A 12,542-nucleotide genomic window follows, 5' to 3' on the forward strand; every position below is an offset into this window, starting at 1 on the left:
TTGTCCTTTGCTTCCTTTGTTTCCCTGCTCGAGCTAGACTCGGTCAGCGGCGGCATTTATGCCAACACGACGATGGGCCTCAACCAACGAATCCATATATCATGACCGGCCCCGTGGTGGTATTTCCAGGAAGACACCACCTAGAGCGCGGCGTCGAAGTGCGGGTCAAATACGGCAAATTCTGTGAAATTTTTCATGCACTGCCTTGAAATTCGCGGCAATCGTGGTAGTCAATTTCCCTCCCCAATCCGGTTGGTTCAAAGCGATACACTACCGACCAAATTCGCGGTTGGGCATCAATGTCAAGAGCACGCAGGGCGGATAAGGGATGGACACTTTGAATTGGACAATGCTTTTAACGGCATTTACAGCGATCAGCAGGGTGCACCGACCTGGGACCTGCACCATTGCACATTCGGTACAACAATTATGCGGTTCAGCCCTTTGGTCCGATGAATTTTACGACTGCATTTTTCAGTACAATGGTCAGGCGATCGCCTCCAATAACAGGTATGCCACAACATTTTCCTGAAGCGCTTTGGGTGTCCAGCAATACCAGTTGCAATGGTTTCAGACGACCTTTCAGTCGACGGCTGCGTGATTCGACAGCAGGAACGGGATTTGGCACACAAGGTGCGATCACCAATACGTTGTTTGAGGGTAATACCTACGCCATTTACAGCGTGGATGCCAACATTTCGAATTGCATTTTCAACAACAACCACAAAGGACTGATGGAGTTTTGGGTGAAGCCGACAACTGCAGCTTCAGTGGAAATGGTTTGGCAGCGAAGTAGCCACCGGCAGCCGCCTCACGAATTCAGCTTTCTGAACGATACGGTAGCGGTCGCCTACGCCGCGGCACTGACGACGAACGTGCCCGGTCCGTGGTATTGCAAAAATCGCATCTGCGGTTCGGTGAACTATTATTTCGAAAACAAAGTGACCTGAACTTCGCTTTGGATCAGAATTGCTTCTGAAACCGATTCCACGATTATCGAAGGGCTGATTTTCGATGGGTACGATGCGATTCACCCGTGGCCTCTTCAATTAGCTTCGCTTTTCATCATCTACGACAACTTGTCAGACGATTTTGCAATACGGCCCAGGCCGGACTACAGAATCTGCCCACCAATAGCGATCTCGCCCTCAGGTGGCAGCTTCAAGCGCAGCCGGTGCCGGCGGCGACCAGATTTTCCTTTTTGCATTGCCTGCTAACCTTGGGTGACAACCATTATGAGTCACAGCATGCACGAGGCGCAAGCCGTCAGCTCGGTGCCCGCAACGCGTATCGCCTCGGAGGAATCCTTTCCTGCGGACCTCAGTCATTTGGCCTCCGGAATGTGCTTCGTCCGATTTCCGGCGATATCCCTGTCTCTTTGAAATTTGTAAAATTGAAGTTCTTTCGAGTCTTTTTTTTATGTTTTTTTCGACCGGCGGTTCTTGTTGGGTTCATGGATTCCGTGGAGGCGCAGGCAACTGCAAACCTTACCGGAAGGTTGGGATGAATCCCGACAACCCCCCTTTTTTTGTTGGATTCCCCCAGGGCTTAGATGTGGGTCAGTGCTGGACGATCTTGTGCATTCCTAGCCAGTTTCCTGTTTTCCTGTGGTGTCTCCTGCTCCTGGATGGTATTGTCACTGTCGAATCGGTATTGTCCTGCTGTTGGAATCCGAAGTACCCTGCTGTCGAATCGGTATAACTCCCGCACTAACTCCGCCAGCGCCGCACGGACTCGTCCCGCCGCTTGTTCGCCGCATTGAGTCAATCACGCTGGCTTGAACATGTGGTTTTCAACCGCTGCGAATCGCTTCCCTGGCCTTAACTCCGCGACTATCCCGTACCAACGGCAACTAACGCCCGTAATCCCTTTTCCCTTTCGGCATGCCTAACGACGCAATGGAAAATGCTTGCAATTCAAGCTTGGACCGCGCCAGCTGGTGTTTCATGAACCTGGTTTTTCCAGGAACGGCGTGAATTTCAACGTTCGATTCCAATCGATCCCCGGCCTTTACCCAGCAGGGCCTAGTCTGAAAGGCATCGGCCCCGACCCGACATGGTCCTGCCATTTCGAATGCTGAAATGGACAGGAATCGAAAAGCCTCTTATTCTTTTGCATTCAGAGCTGACCAGAACCGCGCCTTAAAGGCAACGCGCCACATAGAACAACCACAAAGGATAAATGCTACAAAACTTGCAAGATGACGACGATCCAATCTTGGAAATTCCTGCTACCCTTGCTTGAACATTAATCCTGCACTTTCCATCGCCGCCTTCAGTTTTGGAAGGGTGCTTTTTCCCATGCCGTGAAGTCCGAGTATTTCTTTTTCGGTGTACGTGGCCAGTTTTTCCAGCGAATCAATTCCTTCCCGTTCCAATGCGCGTCTTGCCGGTGCGCCGATCAACGCCAAGAAGCTGTCTTTGGGTTTTCGCAGTTCCTCGCAAATCGGACAGGTTGGGCAATCGCTGCTTTTTTGGAATGAATGGCCATTGGGGCAAGTGCGTAGATGCGGTTTTGCATTTTCTTCAGAAGGATCCCTTAACAGCGTCAGGCGATACTTTTCGGGCTTCGTTTTGGTGCGTTCGAGGATATTGCGGGCCTCAAGGTCGAGTTTGACGGTTTCGCCATACCATTGAACTCCCCCTTCGAAATGGTCTTTGACACGTTGGAATAGGGCTTCCATCAGTTCAGTATGCGTCAATTCCTTGCCTTCCAGCACTTGGAGGAGGTTTTCCCGGATGTCGTTGTATTTCCGCAAGGCGATGCGCTTGTTGGTTTTGTCTGCCTGCGGATGCAAAGTTTGGAACATTTCTTCTTTCATGCGAATGAATATCTCAGAAACCGACCTTCGAATTGACCATCAATTTTTGTTGGATTGCTGCTTTTCCAGTCGCTTGAAGCCCCAATAAATCAACGCACTGCAAATTCCGAGACCCAGCAAGGCGGGAATGAGAATCGATTTCCCGGATTCGCCTGCGTTTTGAATGCTCCAGATAATTTTGCCCGTTGCCATCAAAACGACCACCCCGAGCCCCATGATCAAGCTGCGTTTCCAGAAGGCGAGGCCCAGCGCAAAAAAGGAGACGGGCACCGTCAAAATCAGCAGGATTTTCTGAAAGTTCCATGCACCGTAGATCCATTCCTTCTCGAATTGAAGGAAGGACATCACCTGCTCACTGACCTCAGAGGGCCGATTAAACCAGAACATGCTCGTAAACAGCATAAAAATGGTTGCCGAAATGCCCGCCCAACTGCGCTTGTAGGCAAAGAAGCAAAAGGGAATCAGAAAAAGTGGTCGGATGTACCAACTCCAGGGATTGTGGTGGCGCTCAAATACCCAGTCAAAGAAGGCTGCATTGGTCATGGAGACCACCAAAAAGATGGCCGTCAAAGCCAAAAACAGCAAGGCCACGATCCTGTACCGATTGACGTGTTTCATATTTCCTTCGTACTGATCTTCATCAACACAACCTCAAGCCGGTCAAAGTTCTCCTCGTTTTTGTCCACCGCAAAGGGTTTGATCTTGTTGCACTCCTTTTCAGTGTCAAAGATCTGCCGGAACACAATCCGGGTTTGGGCAGGCGCAATTTCTTCGAATGTTGCCAACACCTTGAACAGCGGCTGCGAATACCTTTTCCAGGCAATCAACCGCGGCGGATCCATGTGGGTAAATTCGCATTCGTTGACATAATTGCCCTTTTCCGGACCGTGCATCACGAAGCTCCATCGCCCGCCAACACGCAGGTCAAATTCATGGAAAGTATTGGTGAATCCATTGGGACCCCACCAAATTTTGAGGTATTCGGGTTGGGTCCAAGCGGTGTAAACCGTCTCTGCCGAGGCGTTTACGATTCTGCTGCTGACAATTTCGCAGTCAGGTGAGGTGGCGTAGGGGATTTCTTGGGGCATACCTTGGAATTCACGATCACGTGGAATAGCGCAGGATGCGAATGTAGCAATCTTCTGTCTTCGTTGCGTGTTTTCAGCAATGAAATGGATGAATTTTACATTGTGGCATCACCAGCCAACAACTTCAAAAACAGGCACATCCTTCATGCCCAACAACAAAGTGCGCACCGGGAGCGTCTTGGATCCGTTGGACCATCCGCGGTAGATATACTTGGATTTTCCCCCTCCGTCCGATATCAGCTTGATTTTACCGCCGCCGATCAATTGCACGTATTCGTTGTAGAGGTAGATGAATCCCTGATTGCCATTGTAGCTTTCGATGAAAGGCCCGAGAAGCTGTGCGGTTGACGCAGTTGTAGGACTTTCCTTTTCTGCCAGCAACCTTGCGATTCCCGCGCCGGAAAGCGCTTTGAATTGCGCCACAATATCCTCGTATTTGTTGTACAAGTCAAAGCCGTTGAAGTTGCCCTTGTTGGGGAATTGTTTGCTGTTGCCAATCGGAGAAATCCCCTTGAGCAAGGTCAATTCGGCACTTTCCAAGTACTTGGCGAGCGAATCGAGCGCCATCAGGTCTTGCCAGACGCGGGGATTTTCCATGTTACGAATGTTGTTGAGCAACCGCTGAGAAATGTCCAAGCCTTCCGTGAGCGGTTTTACTGAATGGATATAATCCCCGGTTGGTGCAATCAGCGGGCATGCCTTGTTGTAATGACTGGCGAGGCTTGCTTGCAAGGCATCGCGATGCATTTTGCAGACCTCCAATTCCCGGCTTGCAGCGTAGAGCAGGCGATAGGGGAGGGCCGTCGAATCGGTTGTGACGGTGATCATGGGGCCATGGAAACTATTGCTCATCGAGTCGATCAGCAGCATAATTTGCGTTCCGCTGTTGCGCATCCCCAACATGGCGCGATTGAGTTCGGATTTGACATTTGTCGGCAGGTTCGTCGCGCCCTTGAGCGCGGCGGTGTACAGGTAGGCCGGGTCGTCTTCGCCGAGCGTGAACATGTCGGTGTCCACAAATGGGCTGGCTTTCGGCTTTTCATAGGGTTCGCCGCCGAGTTGCCGCTGCGTGCGAATGTAGTCGCGGAAAAGGCCGTCGTACCTTTCAAGGGAGGTCAACGTGGCCGTCAAGGCATGGACATGCGCATTGGCAAAGAGGACATAGTTGTTGAGCGCCTTCACCGTCGCGTTGCGGTTTTGTGCCTGTAAGCGCAACAGGCACAGGAGCATACAGAGGAGGAGGAGGGCCTTTTTCATGTCTCAATGATAAGGATTTTCGCAGTATTGCCCGCGTACAAATTGCGCTTTCTCAACCTGCAATTGAGTTCTCTGGTTGAATTGTGCATTGCCTGCTGGACAAAGGCATCGGGAGGGTTCTTGTCAAAGGCAATGCCCCCGTAAGCAAGTTCGCTGCGACGATGCAAAAAAGAGAAGCTTCTGGCATGAACACGTTGCCAATTGCTTCTTTCGCAAAATCTGCCGGGATGCCCGCGAGTCGGGTTTCGGAGGAGCCTTGCAGACGTACGGACTAATTGGGGGAGTTTTGTTTCCTGAACAATCGGTTCCAGGGTTGAAACGTTTTCAATCGCAGAGCCCGCTTTTCCACCAGGTGCCAAGAAGCAAAAGCAAGGATTGCGCTGACGAGGGTGCTTGAAATCAGCAAGGAAAGTTCGCCGGGACGGTAACAGTAGATCAGAATCTGCATCACTGGAAACGAGTACAAGTAGATGCCATAACTCAAATCGCCGACCTTCTCTCCAATGCGATTCAGCCCTTGCGTCGACCGCGTCCCGAAGCCGATCACGAGCAATGGCAAGAAGACAAAATGAAAGCCGAAACCATAGACGTGCGTACTCAGTGCAATGGAGAGGATGAGCGCAGCCGCAGCAGCGGCATAACCTGCGTACCGGAATTGCTCAAATTGAAAAGCAGCCAACAAAGAGCCTCCCACGAAGAAGATTCCCAATTCGACGAGGTTATCAGCATTCAAGAAAATGCCGACACCCTTGAGGTGCTCGATGAAAAAGATGTTGAGAACAAACAGCAGAACCCATATACTGCCAAGCATGGCTTTGACCAGGGTTGCCCTTCTCCGGAAAAAGTACATTGCCGCCAATGCAGCATAACATGCAAATTCATAGCCGATCGTCCACAGGGACCCATTGACGGTACCCGGTTTGGGATTACCTTCAAAGAAGCCTTTGATCGCCAATTGTGGCAGAAGCAGCGTGAAGTTGCGCGGAAAGTAGGAGAGCACCGTGGGATTTTGCAGGTAAGGACCTCCAACGGCCGTATTGTACCAAATTGGCCCCAGCAACAAGGTTAATACCAAGACGAAAAAAAGGGCAGGAAAAAGCCGCAAAATGCGCTTCCAAAAGTAGTCCAACAGGTTTTTGCTGCGTTGTAGACTTTGGAAAATGAGAAATCCGCTGATGATGAAAAACCCTCTCACACCCAGGTAGGAAAAACAAAGCTGATCGTCTGTGAGCGACATGAGCCAATCACCTTCTTGCCGCAACGAAAGCGGCTTGAGATGCGTGATGATCACGAAAATCGCAAAAATCAGACGCAGAAAGTCAAAATTATTCTTGTGCACGCGCTTCCATTTTCATTCCCACGGCCCAAAGTAAACAGATATTCATTCCGAGAAAAGTTGTCTGCTGAAAATTGGATTTTCGGAGGGGCGGTTCTGTCGACGATGCTGTCAATGGCGAGACATTTCAAGCGCCTGTTCCTTTTTGGGAGTCGCTGAAGGATGTTGAAGCGTTTCGAAGCCAATGCACCCATACCTTTGGTGATTGGGTATCGGGGAAGTATCGGTCGGTATTCTGTAAGCAGGTGGATGTGGATCGTCCGCAAAGGATTTCGGGCAAAGCCGTTCTGTTTTGCAGGCCCCAATCAATCCTTCAGCCCCTTCCCCAAGAAAGATCTGCGACATGCATTTTTCTATGCGCACAGTGCGGGTTGCGTGCGGTGGGGCGACGTTAGGGTGATCGCGTCAGCCGCGTTGCCTCTCCGGCGTGATGGATGCCATGAAGCACAAGGGAAGTCCTGTAACACTTCGTTTGTATGTTCCAAATGAAACTGCTATTTTAGCGGGTACACATCTCGCCAAGCAAATTGAGATGATGGCTTTCCACATAAAATCCTTGACATGGGTAACCAATTGCATCGAATTCCTGATAAGTTGATTTCAAGCCTGATTGGGGTTGCTTTTCTGGCAATCTTATTGTTTTCAACTCCAGCATATTGCCAAAATCTCCAGTGGGCAAAAGGATTTTTTGGCGTTCCTGATTTTTTTGCTGAGGGTGAAGTTGTGAGACATGATTCCAGCGGCAATATTTATGTTGCTGGCGAATTTCGAGGGACTGTCGATTTTGATCCTGGTCAGCCCAATTTGCCTGTTTCTTCTAATGGGAACCACGAGGATATCTTTGTGGTCAAGACGGACAGCTATGGAAATTTGATCTGGGTGAGGACATTTGGGTCGACCCAAGTTGAAATTCTCGGAGATATGGAACTCGATAGTGTTGGAAACGTTTATGTGACAGGGAGTTTTGCCGGAGTCACGGACTTTGATGGCGGCCCTGGCACCCTCAACCGCACTCCGATCGGAACCTCAGACATATTTTTGTGGAAGGCAGATTCCAATGGCAGTTTTCTGAGCGTCAATCAGCATGGGTCTGTGGGTGCCGATGTCGGCACTTCGCTTACCATTGACAAGAGCGGCAACTTGCTTTTGGCGGGAGAATTCAGGGGAACAGCTGATTTTGACCCTGGATCCGGAGTATTCAATCTCGCGGGCAGTTCTACGGTGATCACTGACATTTTTGTGCAGAAACTTGATCCCTCCGGCAATTTCCTATGGGCCAAGCGTATCGGGGGAGGTTATGTGGACTATGCCCCGAGCATCGATACACGGATGTGACGGGCAATGTCGTTATAGGAGGAAGCTTTCAACAAACGGTGGACTTTGATCCTTCAGGGGGCGTTTATTCCTTGACCGCCAGCGGCGCTTTGGATATTTTTATTCTTGAAGCTAAGCCCAGCAGGCGATTTTGTTTGGGCAAAAAACATGGGAGCCTCAAGCGGCCAATTTCATATAACTAAACTGGTAGTGAATTCCATTGGCAACATCATTTCCGTAGGGGATTTTAACGTCTCCGCGGATTTTGACCCGGGAGCAGGTGTGTTGATGTTGCCTTATGCAGGCGCAGATGACATGTTTGTCCCAATGCCTGGATGCGAGCGGCAACCTTTTGTGGGTGCATCCCTTTGGTTCGGCCAACAATGATTTGCCTATGACGTTGGCGTGGATTCAAGCGACAATGTTTATTTCACAGGTTCCTTCGCCGGGTACATGGACTTCGATCCCTCGCCACTGGCTACCAGCGGAGTTACGTCGGTAAGTAACTCTTTGGATCCCTTCATTGTGGTGTTCTATCCGAACGGGAACTTCAGTTGGGTTGCAAAAACCGGTGGACATTGTTAGAGTATTCCTAGGGATTGATGTTTATCCGGATGGGAGTAATGTCACGACAGGTCGCTACTGGAGACGTTTGATTGTGACCCTGGTCCAAACTACCTCATCTTGCAACCAGCTGGCAACCGGCCAAGCTCTTTCTGCTAAAATTGGGTGCCTGCCTTGCGAGCCGCAGTACTGTTTCCACCGTTGGATGCGATTCTTTTGCTTTTCAAGGTTCCGTTTATTATGCCACCGGGACCTATGATCACGTTTTGACCAACCACGTAGGGTGCGACAGCTTCATCACCATGTTGTTGACGCTGAGATCTTCAACCTCGTCTACCTTGGTTGTGGATACATGCGGCACATTTGGATTGAATGGTCAGCTTTATCCGAATTCAGGCACATATTCCCAGGTGATTCCCAACAGCGTTGGTTGTGATAGCTTGATTACCTTGCAGCTTACCACGCGTCCCCATTCCGCAACGACGGTTTCGGACTCAAGTTGCGACAGCTATACCTTCAATGGGCAAATTTATACACAGTCGGGAACCTATTCACAGACCCTGGCAAGCGCGAATGGCTGTGACAGCGTGGTCACACTACACCTCACCTTGCTGGCAAATATCCATTCCCAGACAGTGGAAGCTTGTGACAGCTTTGTGTTTTCAGGACAAACCCTGGACTCAAGCGGGACCTACACCTTTCCGTATGTGAATCAATATGGTTGTGACAGTGTGGAAATTTTGAATCTTACTGTTGGGCATCTTCAAGCGGATATTGACCAGCAAGGAAACACATTGGTTGGATTGCCATTGGGTGGCATTTACCAATGGGTTGATTGCAACAACAATTACAGTCCGATTCCTGGAGCAAATGGGCCGATTTTCATTCCCACCACAACGGGTAGCTATGCCGTCAATGTGAACTATGGCCCCTGCAATGGGCGCTCAGATTGTGTCCCGGTAGTCATCGTCGGGTCATCGCCACAATACCAGCCTTTGGTCAGGTGCCATCCCGTTCCAGCGACGGAGAAGGTATGGGTCGAGTGGGGCAGCGTAGCTGATGCAGACATACAGGTGTTGAGCTTGCATGGGCAATTATTGGAATCCATGCACATCTCCCAGCAATCCGCGACACAATTGACATTGCCGGGCCCGATGGGCATTTATTTTCTCCGTGTCGACGTCTTTGGGCAGTCGTCGGTGATCAAAGTCATGAAGGAATGAGATTCGCCAGCCCTGAAGAAGGCCCCCTTAAGCCTTGACGATGCGCAATACATGCACCTGTCCGTTGACCCACACGCGTAGGCAATAGACCCCCTTGGCCAATGCGCCGATTTCCAGGATTTGTTGATGATGTCCTGCTGAAAAGCGTTGGGTTTGAGGAGTCGTCAATTGCCGACCCGCCAAATCATAAAACGCAAAGGATAACTTGCTCGCTTGTTCCAACTCCATTTCCAAGGTCAATGGACCTGTGCAAGGATTTGGCCATGCTTCAAACGAAAACGACGTGCGCCCGTGATCCACAAAGCCAATGGTTGTCACCAATTCCAACCAAGTGGGATGCAAAATGAAATCGAGTTGATTGCGTTGTGTAAGCTGCGCGTTCAATGCCACGAACGGGGGCAAATTCTCATCAACATAGGGGAAATCAGGGATCACTTCATAGTCGGCAATCGGCAATCCAGAAAAGACAAAGTAGCCGTTGACATCTGTATCGCGGTATCCAACAATCTGGCCTAAGCCCACATGGCGCAAAAACAGACGCAATCCGGGAACCGGATCTCCAATTCCGCCGACTTTGTTGGTCCCTTGCACGACGGTACCACCCAGGGAGCCGCTGCCCCCGGGATTTTGACCATAGATGGCATGAATGTCACGCACGGTAGGACCGTTCAGCAATGGACTTGCTCCGTTGGCAAGATTCCATACCAATGCACTGTCGGCATAAGTTGGCATATCCAAGGGAAAGGCATTGATATCGGGATGCACCTTCGCATAGACCGTGGTATCGGTGATGTTGCAAAACTGATAATAACCACTGGCATCTGTAAGGGTCGAATCGATCGTGACAAAGGCAAGCGGGGCGGATTGAATTCGCAGCAAGCGCACCTTCTGAAGGGCCATGGGCACGCCCAAATGGCTGGTCACAATTCCGGATAAATCCGCTGGGGTCTTGACGACATTTTCGATATCGCGAAGCCTGCAGCCTGTGGTTTCCTCTACCGTTACGCTATAAGCGCCGGGGTTGTAGACGGTGATCGTCTGTGTAGTGGCACCGGTGGACCAAGAATAATTCGAAAAGCCCGGTCCAGCATCCAATATGCAGCCCGTTGGTCCGAGACACGCATCTAGCAGCGTATTTCCCGTCATGATTTGGGACCAAGTAAGCGACTGCGCTGCTACAATAGTGTCTCTGATCGTGTCTCGGTAACCTTGCCCGTCATCCACGATCAATTGCCAGGGATAGATGCCAGGGTAGGGGAAATGGTGGTTGAAATTTTGCGAAGTACTTGACAATCCGCCTCCGCCACTCCATAAATAGCTGAAGTTGCCGCTCGTGCCACAACCACCGGCCCCACCCGCAAATCCATAATCCAGGCATGCCAACGGCGTGACCGCGGCTTGCGCAAATGGCATGGGCACCACGTGGATCCAGATGACCGTATCGCCTCCAGAAGGCACCGGGCAAAAATTGTCCACCATCGACAATCGTAGCCCATAAGTGCCAGCATTGCTCGGGGTCCAACAGAATCGGCCTATGGCGGCATTCCCAAAATAGCTCCACAATGTGTCTGTGATATTGGGATTGTTGGCGTCTGAAAACGTTGCGCCAGGAATCGATGCACTCCAAAAGTAGCTGAACACCTGCCCGGGATTAGCATCGGCTGCTATGATGTCGAGGCAGAATGGGTTTTGTATACAGGTATAGACGTGGTTGCCGATTACGGATGCATTCCCATTTGCAAGTGCAATGGATGTCACCGCAGGCGGCGTGTTGTTGCCGTTGCATTGGAGCACCACGATTTGCATGTCGCGGGTGTTGGTGGCGATGAGGTTGCCATTGCGAAATTCTGAAGTTGTAACACAAACCACGCCGATTTGCGGGCTGCCGGGTTGAGCGGTCATTCGCAGCAGGCCTGTCGATGAATCGATACTGCATCCCCAAGTTGGACCAAGTGGTGATGTCGTTGAATATCCGACCTGAAAGGGCACCGGGACCATGGAATCGGCCATGCATGTTGCAATCGCATAGGACAATGAGTCGCCATCAGGATCAGTGCCTCCCATGTCATAGGTGCGAGATTGCCCTGTACAGAGGTGCAAAACAGGAATGTTGTGGTACTGCGGTGAATTGTTGCAGGTTGGAGCCGTGAGATCGATTCCACGCAAGTGCACACTCATCTGCAAACCTCCGGGATTTACAAGGGAAGTGATGGGCATGTTGCGACAGCAATCCATGTAGAATAGGTCATAGACACAAGGTGAAGCATTGCAGGTGTTGTAGATGATATTCCAGGCGTGTTGCTCCACACCATGTATGGTAGCGTTGGGGTCGCTGCAATAAGTAGTGACCAAAGGACAAACGGGGGTCACTTCGGTTTTTACTACCGCGAATGACAAGACCCGGGTCGGTGCCTGCGTACAATTCGGGTCGGCGCTGACCCAACTTGGGTCGGTCGTCACGTCGTATGCACCCGTGCAGTCCCTGTAAGCTTTGAAATTCACCCGGATTGAACAGGCATTGAGACATTCAAGACGGATATCAATGCCGACGTTGTGTGTTGCCCGTAGCCCCTCGTTGCTTTGAAGCAAAACAATGATCAGAATGAGGATGTACTGTATATTTCTTTTGTACATGGCAGATTCAGTTTTATCCCCCGAAGCTACCTAAAAAATAGTTACGTGCAACAAATCAATACACAAACACAGCTCCGTGGTACCTCGGTTCAAATGCACGGTATCGCAGGAGCAGTCAAATGCGTAACACAGTCTGATCGTTCCAGCATTTTGGTGCACTCGGCATGCGCTGGGAAAATATCCATTGGAGGTTGAATTCCATTCGAGGAAGGCAGCCGGAGGCAGCAATCAGGGAGGATTTGTCAATCTGTAGCACTTGCACGAGGTCGGTAGCTGAGGCCGGAAACACGGGAGGGGGCAATCGC

The 12,542-nt window shown here is 50.7% G+C and carries 10 protein-coding genes; 4 read left to right on the forward strand and 6 right to left on the reverse strand.

Annotated elements, in window-relative coordinates:
- The first annotated feature begins 512 nt into the window (after positions 1-512).
- Positions 513-950 (forward strand): hypothetical protein, encoded by a 438-nt coding sequence (locus IPN95_26300; GenBank protein MBK9452870.1) that lies wholly within the window; start codon positions 513-515, stop codon positions 948-950.
- A 1,280-nt stretch (positions 951-2,230) separates the two neighbouring features.
- Here the strand turns inward: IPN95_26300 and IPN95_26305 are convergent.
- The 5 genes from IPN95_26305 to IPN95_26325 form a co-directional block, all read right to left on the reverse strand.
- Entirely contained in the window at positions 2,231-2,683 is a 453-nt protein-coding gene (locus IPN95_26305; protein MBK9452871.1) for a hypothetical protein, read from the reverse strand.
- A gap of 177 nt (positions 2,684-2,860) precedes the next feature.
- Positions 2,861-3,439 carry a hypothetical protein gene (locus IPN95_26310; protein ID MBK9452872.1) on the reverse strand — a complete coding sequence of 193 codons (579 nt, stop codon included), beginning with the start codon at positions 3,437-3,439 and terminating at the stop codon, positions 2,861-2,863.
- The gene (locus IPN95_26315; protein MBK9452873.1) at positions 3,436-3,909 is read right to left on the reverse strand and encodes an SRPBCC family protein; all 474 of its coding nucleotides are present in this window, start codon (positions 3,907-3,909) and stop codon (positions 3,436-3,438) included. Before IPN95_26315 ends, IPN95_26310 begins: the two co-directional genes overlap by 4 nt.
- 108 nt (positions 3,910-4,017) lie before the next feature.
- The gene (locus IPN95_26320; GenBank protein MBK9452874.1) at positions 4,018-5,166 is read right to left on the reverse strand and encodes a hypothetical protein; all 1,149 of its coding nucleotides are present in this window, start codon (positions 5,164-5,166) and stop codon (positions 4,018-4,020) included.
- 271 nt (positions 5,167-5,437) lie between these two features.
- Positions 5,438-6,505, reverse strand: a complete 1,068-nt coding sequence (locus IPN95_26325) for an acyltransferase (protein MBK9452875.1) — start codon at positions 6,503-6,505, stop codon at positions 5,438-5,440.
- A 720-nt stretch (positions 6,506-7,225) separates the two neighbouring features.
- Here IPN95_26325 and IPN95_26330 point away from each other — a divergent pair.
- From IPN95_26330 to IPN95_26340, 3 genes are all read left to right on the forward strand, one after another.
- A complete protein-coding gene (locus tag IPN95_26330) occupies positions 7,226-7,837 on the forward strand; it encodes a hypothetical protein (GenBank protein ID MBK9452876.1) in 612 nt (203 codons plus the stop codon).
- Between the two features lie 189 nt (positions 7,838-8,026).
- Positions 8,027-8,203, forward strand: a complete 177-nt coding sequence (locus IPN95_26335) for a hypothetical protein (protein MBK9452877.1) — start codon at positions 8,027-8,029, stop codon at positions 8,201-8,203.
- Positions 8,204-8,646: 443 nt separating this feature from the next.
- Positions 8,647-9,603 carry a T9SS type A sorting domain-containing protein gene (locus IPN95_26340; protein MBK9452878.1) on the forward strand — a complete coding sequence of 319 codons (957 nt, stop codon included), beginning with the start codon at positions 8,647-8,649 and terminating at the stop codon, positions 9,601-9,603.
- A 27-nt stretch (positions 9,604-9,630) separates the two neighbouring features.
- Here IPN95_26340 and IPN95_26345 read toward each other — a convergent pair whose 3' ends face one another.
- Entirely contained in the window at positions 9,631-12,237 is a 2,607-nt protein-coding gene (locus tag IPN95_26345; protein MBK9452879.1) for a T9SS type A sorting domain-containing protein, read from the reverse strand.
- Positions 12,238-12,542 lie beyond the last annotated feature (305 nt).

Source organism: Bacteroidota bacterium, assembly GCA_016718825.1.
Lineage (GTDB): Bacteria > Bacteroidota > Bacteroidia > J057 > JADKCL01 > JADKCL01.

What these genes read in the sequence shown, in the direction of transcription:
- IPN95_26300 (MBK9452870.1), top strand. Translation starts at nt 513, where the DNA reads ATGCCACAACATTTTCCTGAAGCGCTTTGGGTGTCCAGCAATACCAGT.
- IPN95_26305 (MBK9452871.1), bottom strand. Translation starts at nt 2,683, where the DNA reads ATGGAAGCCCTATTCCAACGTGTCAAAGACCATTTCGAAGGGGGAGTT.
- IPN95_26310 (MBK9452872.1), bottom strand. Translation starts at nt 3,439, where the DNA reads ATGAAACACGTCAATCGGTACAGGATCGTGGCCTTGCTGTTTTTGGCT.
- IPN95_26315 (MBK9452873.1), bottom strand. Translation starts at nt 3,909, where the DNA reads ATGCCCCAAGAAATCCCCTACGCCACCTCACCTGACTGCGAAATTGTC.
- IPN95_26320 (MBK9452874.1), bottom strand. Translation starts at nt 5,166, where the DNA reads ATGAAAAAGGCCCTCCTCCTCCTCTGTATGCTCCTGTGCCTGTTGCGC.
- IPN95_26345 (MBK9452879.1), bottom strand. Translation starts at nt 12,237, where the DNA reads ATGTACAAAAGAAATATACAGTACATCCTCATTCTGATCATTGTTTTG.